Below are 21,093 nucleotides of genomic sequence, written 5' to 3'. Positions count from 1 at the left end.
CTTAAAAAGGCCCGCTAAAAAGCGGGCGAATAACTGCTTAAGTAACACCAGGGAAATTAATAATATCAGGGTATACTACGCTAAATTTCATAAAATACTATAGGATTAAGAGAGATTCAGGTTCTTTTATGTTATTCGTTCTTAATAATTTATTGCTTAATGAAAGTAAAGGGCTGGCTTGATCTTTTACCTGATTGATTATATTGATTTATAATATCATTGTTTAGGGAAATCACCAGACGATGAATAAAAACTTCCATACTGATTTATATAACATAAGTTATTTACAGTAGTCATCTTCAAAAACGGAGGGGTTGCGTTAAGCGCAGAGTTAATGACGGATCGTTGCGGCACATTTGCGGAGTGACGCCAAAATATTTTTTGAATAATGTGGTGAATTGTGACTGCGAATTAAATCCATAATCCAGTGCTATGTCAATTATACGGTGATCGGTATTGCGCAAACGTTGCACGGCTTCAGTCAATTTCCGTTCTCGTATATAACGGCCAACGGCGATACCGGTGGTGGCGCGGAACACGCTTTGCATATGCCAAACCGAATAACCGGACCGCGCGGCCAATTCGGGTAAAGCGATATCACGGTCCAGATGATCCTCAATCCAGCCGGCGAGAGCCGCTGCCAGAGGTTCATTGGGTTTGATTTCACGCATATAAAAATATTCCGCTGTAGCGGTTACCGGAGAAGGAGACATTCATTCTAAAGGTCGTCCCGCCAGGAGCAAGCTAAAACATCGCCTTTTTTAGCGGCATGAACAATTCACCGTGGGGAATGTCCCCCGCCGCGGCGGGGAAGTGATTTTAGTCGGCTGGCGCAACCGTCAGCGCGATGTCGCCACCGGCGGACCGGGTATTAAACATCGCCTTTATTGTCTTCTTCCACCGCATCATAGATACGTTGCATAATATCGGGAAAGGCGGATTGCACCCGGCTCCAACTGGGGATAAATGGCTTATCGTTGGGCCGTTCGATAAAGGCCTGTCCGGCATCCAGGATACACTGCATAAACAATTCCACGGCCGCTTCCTCACTATGCTGATCGAATTTAAGCCCGTTCATGATGGCGTCATGATGATAGAACTCAAGAATATCGAGGGCATTGCGGTAATAGGTGGCTTTTAACACCCTAAATGAATCGCTGGTGAGGTTTACCCCCATGGTGGCCAGCTTTCGGTACAAAGACTGTATGATATCGTTGCTCATACGCTTTAGGCCGCCGGATCCATCCTCTTCCGCCAGGGGCTGATGTTTATGATCGTAATTATCGGCTATTTCAACCTGGCAAATATGGTTCGGACTGTAGTTTCGATAGATTTCCGACAGCAAACCGATTTCCAAGCCCCAATCGCCGGGAATTTTCATGTCATGCATGACGCGGGTACGCATGGCAAACTCCCCGGACAAGGGATAACGAAAACTATTGAGGTAATCGAGATACTGAGATTGTCCGTAGACATTCTCCAGGGAGCGCAATAACGGGCCCACCAGCAATCTTACCACCCGGCCATTCATCTTGCCGTTAGCCACCCGGGCATAGAATCCTTTGCAAAATTCATAATTGAATTTGGGATGCACTACCGGATAAAGCAAACGGGCCAACATGCCCCGTTCGTAGGTGACGATATCACAATCATGCAATGCCACCGCCAGGGTACGATCCGAGGCCAACGTGTAGCCGGTACAAAACCAGACATTACGGCCCTTTCCCGGTTCAGTGGGAGAGAGGCCCTCTTTTTCCAACTCGGCGTCAATGGCCTTTAAACGTGGGCCGTCATTCCACAGGATGCGATGATGCTGAGGCAGACGGGAAAAAAATTCGCGGGCATAGAGAAACTGATCGCGGTCGGCGCGATCAAGGCCGATAACGATTTCTTCCAGATAGGGTACTTTTGCAATCTCATCGATAATATTAGCCAGGGCCGGACCTTCCAGCTCTGAAAATAGCGAGGGGAGTATCAATCCCATTTTGCGTTTTTTGGAAAATCCAACCAATTCTGTTTCCAATTCTTTGACGTTTCGATCCGATAAATTATGAAAATTTGCAATGATCCCATTTTGATGGAAATCGCTCATAAATATTCTCCCCAATTATAAAAATTTCTTTAAAATTATTGTCTATTACGCTCAGTCGGCCGAGGTAATAAAATGATCCAATCCTTCACACCAGCCTTCAGGTCCATAGGCGACGGTTCTATAGACAGATCGTTGCAACGGGCCGAGTTCCACCGGTGTTTTACTGTAACCGCGGATGATAACCGCGTAGTCCACCGCCCTAAGCATGGAGATATCGTTGGGGCCGTCCCCTAAACCCAAAGATTGCCACGGACGTCCGTCATGCCCGCGATAAAGGTCCAATAGCCAACGTACCGCGGCGCCTTTATTGCTGCCTTTTGACAGCACATGGTAAAAGCGCCCGCCTTGGATCAATGTCAGGTCTTGCGCCGCCAGCGCCTGGACGAATTCAGCCATCCTTTCGTCGCTGTCACGCCAGATCAATGCTTCCGACGCCTGGCGTTGCTGGGCCAAGAGCGCGTCATGGGGGGATAACCCGGTCCATTCTCCAATCAGCTTTTCATCCACGTCGCCGAAGCCAAAAAACTTGAACCCCTGTAACCGGCGGAGTGTCTCCAGCACCTCTCGGACAGCGGCATAATCCTGACCCAAAATTTTGGTTACCGATTGGTCCGGGTGCTGTCCTAGCGCGCCGGCATGCAGCATTGCGCCGTTTTCAGCGATAAACGGCGCATCCTTAAGGCCCATGCCGGTTTGCAATGCCATAATCTCCGCCGAGGTTTTGCTTGAGCAGATGACCACGGGGATATGATGGGACTTCAGTTTTTCCAGCCAGCCTTCGGCGGGTTGCCAGCTATAAGTATGATGGTCGAGCAGCGAGCCATCCAAATCGGTCACAACTAATAAGGGATCTTTTAAGCTGGGCATTTTGAGTCCGCCTTGTCCGCCAATAGTGACAATCTCGCTGTCACCTCTTCTATTATTCATGAGTATATACGATGCTTCGCCATACCAGGGTACATAATCCCGATCTGGTCTTGTTTTCCAAAAAGAACGGAAAAAAATACTGTTATTTTACTAATCAATTATGGGAAAAATCCTAATTTTTGTGGGCCAGATGTTTACCCGCGATCGGCGAATATTGGATGATTATTAGGGTGATAATGATATTATATAATGATATATATAGGTTTTATGTTAACTGGGTCAGGTTCATCGCGAACCACCGTCCCGCTGGGGACTTTAAACGATTCAGTAGTCATCATAATCTAACTTGCCAATCGCCGCCGGCTGGTTACTATTAAGAAGCAATCTGATTTCCCTGTGTAACGGACTTTAAAATGCCCCGCCCTGGCGGGCTTTTCCCCGGTGCGTTTTGCCGGGTTTTTTTTCGCCTGAGGCATCGGGTATCAGCACAAAGAATTTCGGCGGCACAGGGGCGATTAACTATCGGTTAACTTCCGTAACGGTATAGTTGCGGATATCCAGATGGTAGGCTTCGGCCAGTGCGCCATAATTGTTATAACGTTTGCCTTCAGCCGTCACCATATGTGCGTGATCGTTGCTTTGATGTTCATACACATCATGTCCAGCGACCTCTTTAACCGCTTTCAGCAATGAATCAACATCAATGCTGATTTCCCGCTGCAAATGTTGGTTATACTCCTTTGCGAAAGGCATAATATTTTCCTCATCTTTATTTTCACAAACGGTCATTTCACCCGCAGTTTCATTCTTCAAGTATAGCGTCTCGGCACGCGGTTGCCTGTCGAATGCGCGCTGGCTCCCGTCCACACCCTGTATGGCAGCCAAATAGGTATATTGCCGCTATTAATCCCATCACAGGCAGACCGGATAGGGTCATTTGTACTAAACTATTATCTTGGCATATTATGAGGTAAGTCATGAAATTACATGATCGGGTGTCGGTCAAAACCGACGGCGGGCCGCGCAGAAAAGGGACCATACTGGCGATTGAAGAATTCAGCGAGGGGACCATGTATCTCGTGGCATTGGACGATTATCCCACCGGGATATGGTTTTTTAATGAAACAAGTCACCCTGACGGCATCTTCGTGGAACAGTTGACGGGAGACGCCTGAGGGAACGAACCGGCGCGTAGGGAACAGCAGCCGGTGAAGGTGAAATGGCCGGTATCAACGTTACGGGGATACCGGCCATTTCAACAGTCATCGCTCTGGGGTAAATGCCGACGCCTACCGAACATTGACATAGATGCCGCTGGTAACGGTATCGGTCAATCTGACAACGTGATAGATGACCTGTTTGTTATGCGTCTTGATTTTCCGTTTGATATTACCTTTATGGGAAGACACCGTTTTGGCTTTTATTTGCATGCTGTCGGAAATCTGTATGGTATCGTGGCCGGACATCCACATCCGCAGCATATTTGACTCGGTTTGACTCAAACGGACCGGGTTGAGATCCAGCAGTGATTTATGGGAGCTGTCCGGCGCTTTATTCTTGCCACAGCTCAGAATAAGCGAGTTCAAGGTCTCGGGCTTGATAGATTTAGAGGTAATAATCAGGTTCTTACGTACGAAAAGATAGTCCTCGAAATGAATGTTGGTCATGGCCATAAAGATGAAAAACAGCGTATCGGGATGCTGGGTGATGACCCTTTTGATCTTCTCAGTGGCGTCAGGCTCGTTAATGAAACACTCTTCATTAACAAAAACCACATCTGGCTTGATGCGCGCACATTTACTTTGTAACTGGCTGAAGTCGTCTACCGTATTGATATTACGCTTTTTTACGCCGGCATCGGTTAAAAAGCCCGTAAGACCGAGACGGGTATAGCTGCATGAATCCATAATGATCGTTGGCATAACGCACCCTCATTTAAATTCGTTTATCTGTTTTAATCAACGATAAAATGCTTTTCTCTGGCCTGGAAATTTCAAAAAGCGTCACAGTTAGCTAATGTTTTATCAACAATCTATGAGCGAGTTCAACGACATTTTTTTGGGATCAGTCTCTCAAAAGTAAATCTATTAATTTGACTTAAGTCTGATGCGGGTGCTTTTGGGGACTCGCGTTTTGTCTACCCGCTATGACATAGGGGGTTTAAGAGAAGATCTTCAAGCCGTACGCGCTTTCATGCAAAGGCAAGCATATTCTTTACGTCATCATAATATAAAATTAGCTAACTAAACATAAGAAAAATTCATCATTATTTGCTGCGTTTTACTTCACATGGCGGCAGGACAGAAATCATTTGTAACGTATTTATTACAACGATTTTTTTTAAATTTATCAATTTATTAATAAAAATGACTCATTGAATGGTATTGATAATCATTCAATATTGTTTAATATGTGCTCTTTTGGGGTAATTATTACCCAAATATGTAAGGAAAATTACAATTTTTTTACCATTTTCCCCTTTTTTTTGCTTAATTTTCGAACGAATTAACCGTTTTAGTCAGCACAATATGTAGGGACTTATCGAAATTATTGAAGTGTCGGGAAGGCCGAAGGTGGTGAATGGCCGGGATTTATGACATACCAAATATTATTGTCTATACTAACTAATGACTTTAGCCGCCCGAGGGATAGGCGGGATAGAATGCGGTTTCAAAGCTGGCTTCGCGTCATGGCGGCGCTGTTTCAAGGAGAATGACGATTATCAAAATTCACTCCCTTATCATTTTATACTCCTTTGTCATCCGCTTACCTCTTCCTCTATCTCCGCTGGGCTGCTTGAATAAAACGATAGCGCGCCATCATCTATTCGGCGAAGCGCCTGAAACGCAGCGCGCTTATCCAGCGAGGCGTCATGTGTTGCTCGCTTATTGAGCGACGCATTTAGCATGCGGCTCGCTTGCGGTTTTAAACGAGGATAACAGGTATGACTGACAGTGAACCATTACCCCCGATCCCCCTAGAATCATTTGCGTTTTTTTTTGATTTGGACGGCACGCTGGCCGGTATCGAAAAACGACCGGAGTGGGTATCAATCCCCGACGATACTAAGCGGGCGTTAGCCGAGATTTATTCCTTGGCGAATGGCGCCGTGGCGCTGGTCTCGGGTCGCGCCTTAAAAGAATTGGATGCGCTGTGCGCTCCGTTAAAGTGTCCCGCCGCGGGCGTGCATGGGGCTGAGCGCCGCGATGCAGAGGGCCATATCCATCGTACCGAATTGTCGCCGGCGTTGATGTCTAAACTCGGTAGTGAACTCAATCTGGCCATTGCCGCCTATCCCGGATGTCATGTGGAAGGAAAAGGCATGGCGTATGCCTTGCATTATCGTCAGTCCGAGGCCTTTGCCGATGATATATTGGCTTTGGCTGAAACCTTCACTCAGCGCTACCCGGAGCTTGCCTTGCAGCGGGGAAAATGTGTGGTAGAACTTAAACCCCGTGGGGTTGATAAAGGCGCCGCCATTCATGCTTTCATGCAGGAAGCGCCTTTCGTCGACAGAACACCGCTATTTATCGGCGACGATCTCACTGACGAAGCGGGTTTTTCACAGGTGAATGCGCTTGGCGGCGTCTCCATCAAGGTCGGACCCGGGGAAACCGCTGCGCGATATCATTTGGATGATGTTGGCAAAGTCCAGCAATGGCTATTGTCATTGACAAAACAACAAGAGAGTCAATCTATTAAAACCATCATCTCGGTTGGGGAGGATTTATGAGTCGCTTAGTGGTCGTTTCAAATCGCATCGCCGCCATGGAAGGCAAAAAAGAAAGTGCAGGCGGACTCGCTGTTGGCATTATGGATTCATTAAAGGATGCCGGTGGTTTATGGTTCGGCTGGAATGGTAAAATCAGCGAGGAGGAGCTCCCGCTTGAGAACCATCAGCAGGACAATATCTCGTTTGCCGCTTTCAGCCTTAAGCAAAGTGAATACGATCAATATTATTTGAATTTTTCCAATACGGTGATTTGGCCGGCATTTCATTACCGCCTTGATCTGGTGCAATACCAGCGGGAAGATTACGATGGTTATTGTCATGTTAATGAAAAATTAGCCAGACGGTTAAAACCGTTGGTAAAAAAAGATGATATATTGTGGATTCATGATTATCATTTATTACCCTTTGCAGCCGCTTGCCGTAAATTAGGCATGACCAATCGTATCGGTTTTTTTCTGCATATCCCTTTCCCAACCTCCGAAATATTCAATGCGTTGCCGCCGCGAAAAGAATTACTTGAGATGTTATGTGAATATGACCTGATTGGATTTCAGGCCGAAACCGATCGCCTGGCATTTATCGAAAATTTGTCGTTGGTGACGGATGTGGAAGAACTGGCGGAAGATCAATTTTCCGCTTACGGAAAATTTGTCACGGTGCGAGTTTATCCTATCGGGGTTGAACCGGACAGTATTCGCGAGCTGGCGGAAGGCGCATTGCCGCCCAAACTGGCCCATTTGCGGGATAAGCTCAACGGGCAATTGATTATCAGCGTCGACAGGCTTGATTATTCAAAGGGTTTGCCTGAGCGATTCCAGGCTTACGAGACCCTGCTGGAAAATTATCCTCAGCATCGAGGTAACATACGTTACTTCCAGATCGCGCCGACTTCTCGGGGCGATGTGCAGGCCTATCAGGATATTCGCCATGAGCTGGAGACGGAAGCGGGGCGCATCAACGGTCATTTCTCAACGTTGGAATGGACCCCCCTATTTTACCTGAACCAGCATTATGAGCGCAGCCTGCTGATGAAAATTTTCCGGCATTGTGATGTCGGGCTGGTCACGCCTTTACGAGACGGTATGAATCTGGTGGCTAAGGAGTATGTTGCTTCCCAAGACCCCAAAGATCCCGGCGTATTGATTTTATCCCGTTTCGCCGGCGCGGCTAATGAGCTGACCTCTGCGTTGCTGGTCAATCCCTACGACCGTGACGGTGTCGCCTCCGCCCTTGACAAGGCGCTTCGTATGCCGCAGGCGGAAAGAATTGAACGTTACAAGGAGATGATGTCGGTCATTACCAAGAATGATATCGTTCATTGGCGTAAATCTTTCCTTAATGATTTGAAATCCGTGCCTGTCCCTAGTAAACCCGGCAAGCATCCGGCGAAAGAGGGGTCCTTACCCAAGCCCGCGTAAAGGGTTTCTTTTCTTTATTATGCTTCCTCGGCGTAAGCTGTTTGTCCTCCAATTCAGGGCAACAGCATACGCCGCTGTCTCTGATCCATTTGCCGACAGCGTCAGGATGTGTTCTCTATTTAATAAGCCAAATGTTTAGCTTTACGCTGAGTCACGGAGTTTCTTCGAGGCGAGTTAGGCTTTTAGCCATTCAATCCATATGTGTTTGTTTCCTCACGCTACCGCCCTTTCAGTCATGGTGCATTGCAAACGATAGCCCTTCTTTTATTCCGCCTTTGGTATAAGAATTAAGCGAAAATAAAGTTTTAGCTTGCCCGTTGCTAAAATATTGATCAATTTTTGACTCAAGTTTTGATTATCAGAGCCGATGATAGAGTGACACAGCTAATTTTGGCCGTGGAGCTTATTACACCTCATCACCCTACACACAACGATTTACCTTTGATTTCACCATAATGATTGAATATGAACACTTTTAACGTTTTTATGCGATTTGACTAAATTTTCAACAACTCGCCAGCCTCGATTTCGGACCTCCGCAGGTAGATGTTTCATGATTGTTATTGATGCATTTAACGCGGGAATCGTTCAAAAACAGCATATCTACTGGAAAATTTTTTTTAACAACATATTTTAGGCCGAAAATTTGAATAATCGAATGATATTCTGTCATTTTGCATCATGCTAGGATAATGCCCTGATAAAAAGCTTGTAATTGATAATTATTATCATCATTACGATGTGTCTGCTTACTTTTTGACCGCCCATCATGTCTGACCAGTAGCAATTCTGATCAAGTGAACTCATTTTCTGTGATCCGGATCACACTTTATCTAAAATTTGCCTGGGGGTAGATTGTATGAATGGCGGATTCAGCGTTAGAGTTGCGGCGCTATTAGGAATAATCTCACTAAATTGTAAAAATGTTTCAGGGAAGAAACCCTAATGAACCAGGACGATTGTGGGCAAACTTATTCGGAAGACTATTAACGGTTTGGCTTTAAAAAATTGGCCGTTGGAATTGCCGGATAATTAATTCATCGTCTGGTACTGCTGATTTTCATTAGCCACCCAGGGGAAAGATCCCCGGATACCGGGCGATATTTTTATCACCCAAGTTATGTTTTTAAACATAGTCTAGAGGGATGGGAAAATGAATACGAGTGAAATACGCAAACACGTTTACGATATTAATTTGTCATATTTATTATTAGCGCAACGTCTAATCAATCAAGAAAAAGCATCAGCTATGTTCCGCTTGGGTATTGATGAAAGAATGGCGGATGTATTATTGCAATTGACTTTACCGCAAATGGTCAAGTTGGCAGAAACGAATCAGTTATTATGCCTATTTCGATTTAACGATCATCAAACCATAACACAGCTCACGCAGGATTCGCGGGTGGATGAATTGCAGCAAATACATACCGGTATTTTATTATCGAGCCAATTACAAGAGCGGCTGGCCTCGAAAGAAAGTCACATGCCGAAAAAAAGGGCTTAGCGATGGCCGGAAAAAGTATTGTCCAAGAGGCGAAAGACATCCAGCTTGCCATGGAGTTGATAACTCTGGGGGCAAGATTGCAGATGTTGGAAAGCGAAACGCAGCTGAGCCGGGGGCGGTTAATCAAATTATATAAAGAACTGCGCGGCAGCCCGCCGCCCAAGGGCATGTTGCCGTTTTCAACCGATTGGTTCATGACATGGGAGCAGAATATCCACTCTTCCATGTTTTATAATATTTATCAGGTCCTGATGCAGAACGGGCAGTGTCACGGCGTCGAGGCGGTAATCGGCGCCTATCGCTTGTATTTGGAACAATGTCCGCAAGAGGACGGAGAGGTGCCGCTGCTGGCGCTGACGCGTGCCTGGACGCTGATACGATTTGTGGATAGCGGCATGCTGCAACTGACGCCATGCAGTCATTGCCATGGTCATTTTATCACCTATGCCCACCAACCGGAGTATGGCTTCGTTTGCAGTTTATGCCAGCCCCCCTCACGAGCGGTAAAAAGACGTAAACTTTTACCGAGCATGGCCGATATTAACCCCAAGCTGCTGGATGAACCGGCAAAACGCGCGGTCTGAACGGGTCGTTTTCCCTGGATGACAACACTCATGGCGCCGCCTCGGAAGGAGGTCGCCATGGTTATCGTCTTTCGGTTCCTGCCGATTTGACTACGTGTTAGCCGACATCTTTTTACCGGGGGATCAGGCGTGTTAGTGATATTGGGATATATAGTCGTCATTGCCGCGGTGTTTGGCGGTTATGCCTTGGTCGGCGGCCATTTGGGCGCGCTGTATCAACCTTCCGAATTTTTAATTATCGCGGGCTCAGGTATCGGCGCGTTTATTGTCGGTAACAACGGGAAAGCGATCAAAGCGACGTTTCATGCCCTTCCGCTCCTTTTTCGCGGTTCAAAATACAATAAATCCCTTTACATGGATCTTATGGCGCTGTTGTTCCGGCTGATGGCGAAATCTCGTCAGCAGGGGATGTTGGCGTTGGAATTTGATATCGACAGTCCTCAGGACAGTGAAATATTCAAACATTACCCACGTATTCTTTCTGATAATTTGCTGGTGGATTTCCTGACAGATTATTTGCGCCTGATGATTGGCGGCAACATGAACGCCTTTGAAATCGAATCGTTGATGGATGAGGAAATTGAGACCTATGAGCATGAGTGTGAAATTCCCGCCGGCAGCCTGGGCCAGGTGGGGGATTCGTTACCGGCTTTCGGCATCGTTGCCGCCGTGCTGGGGGTGGTGCATGCGCTGGCTTCGGCGGATCGTTCGGCCATTGAGTTGGGCGCGTTGATAGCCCAGGCGATGGTAGGTACTTTCCTGGGGATCCTGCTGTCATATGGTTTTATTTCGCCCTTGGCCTCGTTACTGCGGCAAAAACGCGCTGAAACCACCAAAATGATGCAATGCATCAAGATCACCCTGCTGTCGAGTATTCATGGTTATGCGCCGCAAATTGCGGTGGAGTTCGGCCGTAAAACGCTTTATTCCGCTGAACGTCCTTCGTTTACCGAGCTTGAGGAGCATGTCAGGCTGGCCAGAGATCCGGTGAAGTCATCAGTGAAGGCTCCGGTGGAAGAAGATGCATGAAGAACCAGCCGGTAGTGGTGGTGCGCAAACGCCGAGCGCCCATTGGCCATGCGCAGCATGGCGGGGCCTGGAAGATTGCCTACGCCGATTTCATGACCGCCATGATGGCTTTTTTTCTGGTGATGTGGCTGTTGTCCATCGCCAGCCCGCAGGAATTGACCACCATAGCGGAGTATTTTCGCACGCCGCTTAACGTGGCCTTGACAGGCGGCCCGCGCAGCAGTACGGATAGCAGCCCGATTCCGGGGGGCGGTGACGATCCGACCCGTCAACAGGGGGATGTTCACAAAAGCCTCGATAATTTGATGGAAAAATTGGAAAAGAAACGGCTTAACCAACTGCGGGAACGGCTGGATCAGCTTATCGAATCCGATCCGCGCCTGCGGGTATTGCGGCCTCAATTGTTGATTAATATGGTGCAAGAGGGATTACAAATTCAGATTCTGGACAGTCAGAATCGGCCGATGTTTGAAACCGGCAGCGCATTGGTGGAACCCTATATGCGTGATGTATTGCGTGGCATAGCACCCATTCTTAATGATATTCCCAATAAAATCAGTATTTCCGGCCACACTGATGCCGCTCCTTATGCTAACGGCGAGCGGGGATACAGCAACTGGGAATTATCCGCCGACCGTGCCAACGCTTCCCGACGGGAACTGATTACAGGCGGGCTGGCGGAGGGAAAAATCCTGCGGGTGGTGGGGATGTCTTCCACCATGAGCATTGCGCCGCAGCAGCCTTACGCTGCGATCAATCGCCGCATTAGCCTGGTCGTGTTGAATAAGCAGACCGAAGAGATGATCGAACATGAGAACGTGCAAAACCCGGCGGTGGAAGTAAACGGGTCTAAAGATCTCTCGGCGCAGCCTGCTTTCAAGCAAGCGGCCAGTGCCCGTAAAGGCGAGCCGGCGACGTCAACCCAGCCGGCGGCGCCGGGAGGAAATACAGCGGTTCCGGCAACCCAGCCGGGGGTACCTGCGGGGAATGCATCGCCATCGTCAACCCAGCCGGCGGTCCCGGAGGGGAATACAGCGCCACCGTCAACCCAGCCGGCGTCGCCGGGAGGAAATACAGCGGCACCGGCAAGCCAACCGGGGGTACCTGCGGGGAATACACCGCCATCGTCAACCCAGCCGGCGTCGCCGGGAGGAAATACAGCGGCACCGGCAAGCCAACCGGGGGTACCTGCGGGGAATGCATCGCCATCGTCAACCCAGCCGGCGTCGCCGGGAGGAAATACAGCGGCACCGGCAAGCCAACCGGGGGTATCTGCAGGGAATACACCACCATCGTCAACCCTGCCGGCGTCGCCGGGAGGAAATACAGCAGCTCCGACAGGGAATGCGACGGCCACCAGCCATAGCGCCCGTTCCCGGATAACCACGGCAATTCCTCCGGCTCCGAATGCCCTGCCGGCGGCGCCGGCTAAACGCCCAAGCGCTTCGCTGCCTCCCGCTTCAGGCGCCCGGGCCAATAGCGTGTCCGGTACCCTGTACGAGGCCAGGGTTCATCAGCCTTCCGAAGATATAACGGCGTCGCCTACGGCCTTGTGGTCTAACGAACGTGTTTCAGCAGGGGTAATGTCATGAGCATGGATATTAGCGCATTTTACCAAACATTTTTTGATGAGGCCGCCGAACTGCTGGCGGATATGGAACAACACCTGCTGATACTGGATCCGGAAAATCCGGATAGCGAGCAGTTGAATGCGATATTCCGCGCGGCGCATTCCATCAAAGGCGGGGCGGGGACGTTCGGTTTTACGGTGTTGCAGGAGACGACCCATTTACTGGAAAACCTGCTGGATGAGGCGCGGCGGGGTGAAATGGCCCTCAGCACGGCAATCGTTAACCTCTTTTTGGAAACCAAAGATATCATGCAGGATCAATTAGATGCCTACAAGACGGCTCAGGAACCGGATACGGCGAGCTTTGAATATATTTGCGCCGCGTTGCGCCAGCTGGCGCTGGAAGCCAAAGGCGCGGCAACCGGGGATGTGGAGAAAAACGGTGCGGAACCTGGCGCGCTGAAATCTCCGGATGCGGTGCGGCATATCCGCCTGAGTGCCTTGAAGGAAAACGAGATCCCCCTGATGCTCGAGGAACTGGGCAATCTGGGCACCGTGCTCGAGCACAGCCAAACCGGCGACAGCCTGAGCGCCAGGCTGGAGACCACGGTAAGCGAAGATGATATCTGCGCGGTCCTCTGTTTTGTGCTGGATGAGGATCAGATTCATTTCGAGGAAGCGGGAATAACGGATCGGCAGCAAGCCGCCGCCGCGGATAATCCAGTCCAGGCCGATGACGCTGAGGTCCTTGCGGCGACCGATGGAATCGGTTTCGCCCCGGAAACCGGAATCGATCAGGGGTTATCCGAGTCAGCGACCGGCACTGCCGCTGTCGCCGGGTCGGTAAATGATGCCGTCGCCAATGTGGCGAATGACGGCATGGCCGCGGATAATATTACGCCGCTGAATCCGCCAATGAGCAGCGTCGCCGGGGAAAACGGCGGCAACCGGGACAACGTGACGCCAATCAACGCCGCGTCCCAGCAACCGGGCCGGCCGGCGGATACCGCTGTGGCCGCGCCGCGCATAAAGCCGGCGGATACCAGTATCCGGGTGGCGGTGGAGAAGGTGGATCAGCTCATCAACCTGGTGGGCGAACTGGTTATTACCCAGTCGATGATCGCCCAGCGATCCGGAAGCCTGGATCCCGCGCATCACAGTGATTTGCTCAACAGCATGGGCCAACTGGAACGTAATGCCCGTGATTTGCAGGAATCGGTTATGTCTATCCGCATGATGCCGATGGAATACGTCTTCAGCCGCTTCCCTCGTCTGGTGCGCGACCTGGCCGCCAAACTGGACAAACAGGTACAGCTGACTCTCGAGGGCAGTTCCACCGAGCTGGATAAGAGCCTGATTGAGCGGATCATCGATCCTCTGACCCACCTGGTGCGTAATAGCCTGGATCACGGTATTGAATCCCCCGATGCCCGCGTTGCGCTGGGTAAAAATCCCACCGGCAGTCTGTTGCTGCGCGCCGAGCATCAGGGCGGAAATATCTGCATCGAAGTGATTGATGACGGTGCCGGCCTGAACCGGGAAAAAATCCTGGCCAAGGCGCTGTCCCAGGGCATGGCGGTGAGCGACAGCATGACCGACGAGGAAGTGGGGATGCTGATCTTCGCGCCGGGATTCTCCACCGCGGAACAGGTCACCGATGTCTCCGGGCGGGGCGTCGGTATGGATGTGGTGAAACGTAATATCCAGGCGATGGGCGGCCATGTGGATATTTTATCCCAGGCGGGCAAGGGTACCACTATCCGCATCCTGCTGCCGCTGACCCTGGCCATCCTCGATGGGATGTCGGTACGGGTGAACCAGGATGTCTTTATTCTGCCGCTGAATACGGTAATGGAATCCTTACAGCCGCAGGGGGAAGACTTGCATCCCCTGGCCGGCGGCGAGCAGGTATTGCAGGTCAGGGGCGAATATTTGCCCTTGGTTGAACTGCACCGTTTGTTTGATGTTTCCGACGCCAAAACCGACCCCACCGAGGGTATTGTGGTGATTTTGCAAAGTGCGGGCCGTCGTTACGCGCTGCTGGTGGATCAGTTGATCGGCCAGCACCAGGTGGTGGTGAAAAACCTGGAAAGCAATTACCGCAAAGTACCGGGTATCTCTGCCGCCACCATTCTGGGGGACGGCAGCGTGGCTTTGATCATTGATGTATCCGCATTGCAGGCCCTGAACCGTAATAAACGGGTGGCCGGTGCTGCTTAATTTTTTACATTTAGCCGACTGATTAAAAAGGTGAAAACCATGGCAGGACTCGCAAACGTCACCGCGCTGACGGGGGAAACCGTAGGGCAGGAATTCCTGATCTTTACACTGGGCGATGAGGAATATGGCATAGATATACTGAAGGTCCAGGAAATCCGGGGGTACGATCAGGTCACGCGTATCGCCAACACGCCGGCCTTTATCAAAGGCGTCACTAATCTGCGCGGTGTTATCGTGCCGATTCTCGATCTGCGGATTAAATTTGCCCAAACGGACGTTTTGTATAATGACAACACGGTAGTCATTGTACTGAATTTGAACCAACGGGTGGTGGGTATCGTGGTGGACGGCGTGTCGGACGTGCTTTCCCTCACCGCCGATCAGATTCGTCCGGCGCCTGAATTTGCCGTTACGCTGGCCACCGAGTACCTCACCGGGCTTGGATCGCTGGGGGAACGCATGCTGATTCTGGTGGATATCGAACGTTTATTGAACAGCGAGGAAATGGCGCTGGTGGATACCGCCGCAGCGCATTGATGGTTTGCTCACCGGCGGAATCGGCTGGTTCCGCCAATACGCTTTTATATACCCTATAGCTTTCAAGCTGCGGCAAGGCGGCAAGTTCGTGAACCCCAGGAGCTTAGATAACTAAGTGACTGGGGTGAGCGGGCGCAGCCAACACAGCTGCAGCTTGAAAGATGACGGGTATATGCAATTAGCGATAAAGTTTGCCTGTCCGCTGCCGATAAAAATAACACCAGGTGTAGTGGGACTTCAGGCATGTTTAACCGAATCAAAGTTGTTACCGGCTTAGTTCTTATATTGATTATTTTTGGTTTATTACAAATCTCATCGGGAGGCGTGTTTTATCACTCGCTCAATAAGGATCAGCAGTATTTTGATATCTACCAGAATATCCGTAAGCAGCAGACTTCCCTTAGCGCCAGCTGGGTAGCGTTGGTACAAACCCGCAATACCCTGAACCGCGCAGGCGTGCGTTTCCTGTTGGACGCCAACAAAACCGGCAGCGGCCCGACGGTGACCGAGTTATTGACGGAAGCCCAGGGAACCCTGACCCGCTCTGAGCAAACCTTCGCCGCTTTTGCGGCTATGCCCCTGGTACCTGGGCAGGATGAAGGCACCCTCAAGTCGCTTAAACAGCAGTACGACATATTGCACTCCGCCCTGACGGCACTGAATGCCAGCCTGAACAGTGGCGATATCAATGGCTTTGCCGGTCAGAACACACAGGAACTGCAAAATAAATTCGAGGATTATTATAACCGGTTTTTGGCGGGCAATATTCGGCTCTACAACGATGCGGTGGATCAAAGCCACCAGGCCTATACCGAGTCCATCGGCGTGTTGGCGGGAGTCCTGGCGTTAGTGATAATAATCTCCCTGCTGGTTTGGGTGGGTATTCGCCGTCTGTTGCTGCATCCGTTGAATTATGTGATTAAGCATATACGCGGCATCGCCGATGGGGACTTGACCCATGAGCTTCAGGTCAACAGCCGCAACGAAATGGGCAAACTGGCGGAAAGCCTGCGGGATATGCAGCAATCGCTGGCGGGTACCGTCCAGTCGGTCCGGCAGAGCGCTACCACTATTTACAGCGGCGCCAGCGACATTGTCGCCGGCAATAACTCCCTTTCCGCTCGCACCGAACAGCAGGCCTCCGCCCTGGAGCAAACCGCCGCCAGTATGGAACAGCTCACCGCCACGGTAAAACAGAACGCCGAGAATGCGCGTCAGGCCAAACAGTTGGCGTTAAACGCCTCCGAGACCGCGCAAAAGGGCGGCAAGGTGGTGGCTAACGTGGTGAAAACCATGCATGAAATTGCCGACAGCTCACAAAAAATCGCTGATATCACCGGGGTAATCGACGGTATCGCCTTTCAAACCAATATTTTGGCGCTGAATGCGGCGGTGGAAGCGGCACGGGCCGGTGAACAAGGGCGGGGGTTTGCGGTTGTGGCGGGCGAGGTTCGCAGTCTGGCGCAGCGCAGCGCCCAGGCCGCCAAGGAAATCAAAGGGCTTATCGATGATTCGGTCAACCGGGTGGATGTGGGCTCGACCCTGGTGGAAAGCGCGGGCGAAACCATGTCGGAAATCGTTAACTCAGTGACCCGCGTCACCGACATTATGGGCGAAATTGCTTCCGCGTCCGATGAGCAGAGCCACGGCATCGATCAGGTAGGAGCGGCGGTGGCGGATATGGACCGCGCCACCCAGCAAAACGCCGCCCTGGTGCAGCAATCCGCCGCCGCCGCCGCGGTACTGGAAACCCAGGCCGGGTTATTGACCCAGGCGGTCTCGGTGTTCAGTTTGGTGGAAAAAACGGCGCGGGGGGAGGGGCTTTCTCAACGTGAGGCTCCGCGCTCCGTGCCCCCGGCCAGTCCCCAAACTTCGGCCAGGGCGCCGTTAAAACCCCTTGAAGCGACATCTCAGGAAAATTGGGAAACCTTTTAATTACGCATTGTATTAGTTAAAAAAACCAGCAAGAGGTTAATGATGTTAACGCGTATTCGGATTTCCACCAGCCTGATCATGATTGTCCTGATCTTTGGTTTGATGCAGTTGTTAAGCAGCGGACTGTCCTTTGAAGCTTTCAGGCACAGCAACGAAAATTTTAATCACGTTGAGGCGGACAATCTTAAACGGAATGCACTGAGTCTGAGTTGGACGGAAATACTGCAAACCCGTAATTCCCTCAATCGGGCCGCCACCCGCTTTGCGTCTTATACGCCCCTGGAGCAGATTACACCCATTATGGACGAGGCCAAGCGGACCCTCGCCCACGCACAGACGGTCTATAAGCAATTCAATGACTCACCGGTAAGCAACGATGAGGAACGTGCGCTGCGCGCCCAGACCGCCAAACGATTTAATGAATTGATCGGGGCGTTGAATGACGCGGTAGGCATGCTGGATAACGGGAACGTACAGGCTTTTATGGCGCAGCCGACCCAGCAATTCCAGGATGCTTTCGAGCAGCAATATACCGCCAATATGAACTATCTTTCCGGCGTTATTGCCGATTCCGGCAATGACAATCTTCATGCTTACCGGCTCTCCGGCTGGATGCTGGGTGGGGTCACGGGGATAACGGTTATCCTCATTTTGCTTTCGCTGGTGTGGCTGAAAAGTATGTTGTTGCGCCCGTTGGCGATAATGAGCGGGCATTTTAACGCTATCGCCGGCGGCGATTTGGGTAATCCCATCGTGGCGAGCGGGCGTAATGAAATCAGCCGGCTGTTTCACCAGTTGGAATCCATGCGCGACGAATTGGCGAAAACGGTGTACGCCGTGCGCGAGGGAACCGATGCCATGCTCAGCGGCATCCAGGAAATCGCCAGCGGTAATAATGACTTATCATCCCGTACCGAGCAGCAGGCGGCGTCGCTTGAAGAGACCGCTACCAGCATGGAGGAGCTGACCTCTACGGTGAAACAGAACGCCGAAAATGCCCGCCAGGCCAGCCAACTGGCCCGGGACGCCTCCGCCACCGCCCACAAGGGCGGCGAACTCACCGGCAACGTGGTTCAGCGCATGGCGGATATTGCCACCAGTTCACGTAAAATCAGCGATATTACCAGCGTTATCGACGGCATTGCTTTCCAGACCAATATTCTGGCGCTTAATGCGGCGGTTGAAGCGGCTCGTGCCGGCGAGCAGGGCCGGGGATTCGCGGTGGTGGCGGGGGAAGTCCGTAGTCTGGCGCAGCGCAGCGCCCAGGCGGCCAAGGAGATTAAAGGATTGATTGACGAATCCGCCTCACGGGTCCAGCAGGGCTCCGAACTGGTGGCCTCCGCCGGCAATACCATGGATGAGATTGTCCGCTCGGTAACCCGCGTCACCGATATCATGGGTGAAATCGCCTCGGCGTCTGATGAACAGAGCCGCGGTATCGACCAGGTGGCGGCCGCCGTAAACCAAATGGACGCCGCCACACAGCAAAACGCCTCGCTGGTGGAGCAATCCGCGGCGGCGGCGGGGGCGCTGGAATCCCAGGCGGAGTCCTTGATGCAAGCGGTGCGCGTATTCAGATTGCAGCACCATGGCCAACAGGAAGCCGCCGACGAGCAGCAGACAGTGGATCTCACTTCCCGACCCATCGGACAATCAACCTAAGCCCGGCGCAAGCATGGCACAATGAGAAATTTTATGCCGAATCAGGCTGAAAATGTCGCACGATGGTCAAATTTGGCACTTCCGGTGCCCTTATCCGATGCGCATTTCCAGCGCATCTGCCAGTTGATTTATCAGCGGGCCGGTCTGGTGCTGGCCAGCCACAAGCGGGAAATGGTGTACAACCGTCTGGTGCGCCGGCTGCGCACCCTCGGGATAGCCGATTTCGGCACCTATCTGGCGCGCCTGGAAGCCGACGCCAGCGGGGAAGAGTGGGAGGTGTTCATCAACGCCTTAACCACCAACCTGACCGCTTTTTTCCGCGAACTTCATCACTTCCCGATCCTGGCGCGTCACGCCAAGGAGCGGCCGGGAGCTTATAGCGTTTGGAGTACCGCGGCATCCACCGGCGAGGAGCCTTACTCCATCGCCATGACGCTGCTGGAAACGCTGCCGGGTTCCCTGAGCCAGGTGCAGATTATCGGCAGCGATATCAATACCCAGGTGCTGGATAAGGCCCGGGCCGGGGTGTATCGCCAGGAGGAGCTGCGCGGTCTCAGTACCACGCAGCGGCAGCGGTTTTTCCTGCGTGGTACCGGTCCCCATCATGGTCTGGCGCGGATACGCCCGGAGGTAGGCGCCCTGGTCCGTTTCCAGTATCTGAATTTATTGGCGTCGGACTGGGCCTTGCCGGGCCCCTTTGACGCTATTTTTTGCCGCAATGTCATGATCTACTTCGATAAAGTGACCCAGGAGCGGATCCTGCGCCGTTTTGCGCCGCTGCTGAAACCCGGGGGCCTGCTGTTTGCCGGGCATTCGGAAAATTTCAGCCAGATCAGTGATGACTTCAAGCTGCGCGGACAGACGGTCTATCAGCTGACTAAGGAAAGACGATGAATAAAATCAGGGTGCTTTGTGTCGATGATTCCGCATTGATGCGTCAATTGATGACCGAAATCATTAATGGTTTTCCCGATATGGAAGTGGTGGCAACCGCCCCTGATCCCCTGGTGGCGCGGGAACTGATTAAAAAACTCAATCCGGCGGTATTGACGCTGGATGTGGAAATGCCGCGCATGGACGGGCTGGATTTCCTGGAAAAGCTAATGCGGCTGCGACCGATGCCGGTGGTGATGGTGTCATCCCTCACCGGCCGCGGTTCGGAAATTACCCTGCGGGCGCTGGAGCTGGGGGCGATAGATTTTGTCACCAAGCCGCAAAGCGGCCTGCGTGACGGTATGTTGGCCTACAGTGAATCCATTGCCGAAAAAATCCGCACCGCCGCCCGCGCCCAGTTGCCCAAACGGCATAGCGGCGATACGCCTGCGGTACTGCACGTTCCGCTGCTCAGCAGTGAAAAATTGATCGCCATCGGCGCATCCACCGGCGGCACGGAAGCCATCAGGCATGTGCTGGAGCCTTTGCCCGCCAACAGTCCGGCGCTGCTCATCACCCAGCATATGCCTCCCGGCTTTACCCGATCCTTTGCCGAACGTTTGAATAAGCTCTGTCAAATTACGGTAAAAGAAGCCGAGGATGGTGAACGCATATTGCCGGGACATGCCTATATCGCCCCCGGCGCGCGGCATATGGAGCTGGCGCGCAGCGGCGCCAACTACCAGATCCGCCTGCACGATGGCCCGCCGGTTAACCGGCATCGTCCGTCGGTGGATGTGCTGTTTAAGTCGGTGGCTCAGTACGCCGGTCGTAATGCCGTCGGCGTGATCCTCACCGGCATGGGAAACGACGGCGCCGCCGGCCTGCTGGCCATGCGCACCGCCGGCGCCTATACCCTGGCGCAGGATGAAGCCAGCTGTGTGGTATTCGGCATGCCGCGGGAAGCGATCGCCATGGGGGGCAGTAACGAGGTGGTGCCGTTACATCAAATGAGCCAACGGATGATGACCCAGATAAGCGCCGGGCAGGCATTACGTATTTAGAGACC

At 51.8% G+C, this 21,093-nt stretch carries 17 protein-coding genes and 1 pseudogene; 13 read left to right on the top strand and 5 right to left on the bottom strand.

The features are described 5' to 3' along the window. Positions 1-299: 299 nt before the first annotated feature. From HB631_RS10135 to HB631_RS10120, 4 genes are all read right to left on the bottom strand, one after another. The gene (locus tag HB631_RS10135) at positions 300-671 is read right to left on the bottom strand and encodes a helix-turn-helix domain-containing protein (protein ID WP_213991032.1); all 372 of its coding nucleotides are present in this window, start codon (positions 669-671) and stop codon (positions 300-302) included. A gap of 200 nt (positions 672-871) precedes the next feature. Continuing rightward, positions 872-2,092: a glycosyl transferase gene (locus tag HB631_RS10130; RefSeq protein ID WP_213991031.1), complete on the bottom strand. Its 1,221-nt coding sequence runs from the start codon at positions 2,090-2,092 to the stop codon at positions 872-874. 51 nt (positions 2,093-2,143) lie between these two features. Further along, positions 2,144-2,959 (bottom strand): mannosyl-3-phosphoglycerate phosphatase-related protein, encoded by an 816-nt coding sequence (locus HB631_RS10125; protein WP_213991030.1) that lies wholly within the window; start codon positions 2,957-2,959, stop codon positions 2,144-2,146. Positions 2,960-3,478: 519 nt separating this feature from the next. Continuing rightward, complete coding sequence (locus tag HB631_RS10120) at positions 3,479-3,772, bottom strand: DUF2525 domain-containing protein (protein WP_213991029.1); 294 nt, start codon at positions 3,770-3,772, stop codon at positions 3,479-3,481. Between the two features lie 164 nt (positions 3,773-3,936). Between HB631_RS10120 and dsrB the strand changes: the two genes are divergently transcribed. Then, complete coding sequence (gene dsrB, locus HB631_RS10115) at positions 3,937-4,134, top strand: protein DsrB (RefSeq protein WP_213991028.1); 198 nt, start codon at positions 3,937-3,939, stop codon at positions 4,132-4,134. A gap of 114 nt (positions 4,135-4,248) precedes the next feature. On the opposite strand, the gene rcsA is transcribed toward dsrB, so the two are convergent. Next, positions 4,249-4,881 carry a transcriptional regulator RcsA gene (gene rcsA / locus HB631_RS10110; RefSeq protein ID WP_213991027.1) on the bottom strand — a complete coding sequence of 211 codons (633 nt, stop codon included), beginning with the start codon at positions 4,879-4,881 and terminating at the stop codon, positions 4,249-4,251. A 1,022-nt stretch (positions 4,882-5,903) separates the two neighbouring features. Between rcsA and otsB the strand changes: the two genes are divergently transcribed. The 12 genes and pseudogenes from otsB (at position 5,904) to HB631_RS10050 (ending at position 21,088) form a co-directional block, all read left to right on the top strand. Beyond that, entirely contained in the window at positions 5,904-6,692 is a 789-nt protein-coding gene (gene otsB / locus HB631_RS10105) for a trehalose-phosphatase (RefSeq protein ID WP_213991026.1), read from the top strand. Beyond that, positions 6,689-8,110: an alpha,alpha-trehalose-phosphate synthase gene (otsA, locus tag HB631_RS10100; protein ID WP_213991025.1), complete on the top strand. Its 1,422-nt coding sequence runs from the start codon at positions 6,689-6,691 to the stop codon at positions 8,108-8,110. The genes otsB and otsA overlap by 4 nt, the downstream gene beginning before the upstream one ends. 1,153 nt (positions 8,111-9,263) lie before the next feature. Beyond that, positions 9,264-9,614, top strand: coding sequence for a flagellar transcriptional regulator FlhD (gene flhD / locus HB631_RS10095; protein ID WP_213991024.1), 351 nt, complete (start codon positions 9,264-9,266; stop codon positions 9,612-9,614). 2 nt (positions 9,615-9,616) lie between these two features. Then, on the top strand, positions 9,617-10,198 hold the full coding sequence (gene flhC, locus HB631_RS10090) for a flagellar transcriptional regulator FlhC (protein ID WP_213991023.1): 582 nt from the start codon (positions 9,617-9,619) through the stop codon (positions 10,196-10,198). Between the two features lie 129 nt (positions 10,199-10,327). Continuing rightward, positions 10,328-11,227 carry a flagellar motor stator protein MotA gene (gene motA, locus HB631_RS10085; protein ID WP_213991022.1) on the top strand — a complete coding sequence of 300 codons (900 nt, stop codon included), beginning with the start codon at positions 10,328-10,330 and terminating at the stop codon, positions 11,225-11,227. Further along, positions 11,224-12,072, top strand: a pseudogene (gene motB, locus HB631_RS26990) (flagellar motor protein MotB); the annotation flags it as partial. The gene motA and the pseudogene motB, both read left to right, overlap by 4 nt. Positions 12,073-12,815: 743 nt before the next feature. After that, positions 12,816-15,017, top strand: coding sequence for a chemotaxis protein CheA (gene cheA / locus HB631_RS10075; RefSeq protein WP_213991020.1), 2,202 nt, complete (start codon positions 12,816-12,818; stop codon positions 15,015-15,017). Between the two features lie 39 nt (positions 15,018-15,056). Next, positions 15,057-15,554, top strand: coding sequence for a chemotaxis protein CheW (gene cheW, locus HB631_RS10070; protein ID WP_132921207.1), 498 nt, complete (start codon positions 15,057-15,059; stop codon positions 15,552-15,554). 243 nt (positions 15,555-15,797) lie between these two features. Further along, complete coding sequence (locus HB631_RS10065; protein ID WP_213991019.1) at positions 15,798-17,489, top strand: methyl-accepting chemotaxis protein; 1,692 nt, start codon at positions 15,798-15,800, stop codon at positions 17,487-17,489. Positions 17,490-17,531: 42 nt separating this feature from the next. Beyond that, positions 17,532-19,151 (top strand): methyl-accepting chemotaxis protein, encoded by a 1,620-nt coding sequence (locus HB631_RS10060; RefSeq protein WP_213991210.1) that lies wholly within the window; start codon positions 17,532-17,534, stop codon positions 19,149-19,151. Positions 19,152-19,184: 33 nt separating this feature from the next. Continuing rightward, a complete protein-coding gene (gene cheR / locus HB631_RS10055) occupies positions 19,185-20,045 on the top strand; it encodes a protein-glutamate O-methyltransferase CheR (RefSeq protein WP_255556915.1) in 861 nt (286 codons plus the stop codon). Then, positions 20,042-21,088, top strand: coding sequence for a chemotaxis response regulator protein-glutamate methylesterase (locus HB631_RS10050; protein WP_213991017.1), 1,047 nt, complete (start codon positions 20,042-20,044; stop codon positions 21,086-21,088). Before cheR ends, HB631_RS10050 begins: the two co-directional genes overlap by 4 nt. Positions 21,089-21,093: the final 5 nt, after the last annotated feature.

This window comes from Sodalis sp. dw_96 (genome assembly GCF_018449575.1).
GTDB lineage: Bacteria > Pseudomonadota > Gammaproteobacteria > Enterobacterales > Enterobacteriaceae > Acerihabitans.
The sequence above is the reverse complement of the archived record's forward strand: the minus strand, read 5'-3'. Positions and strand labels throughout refer to the sequence as shown.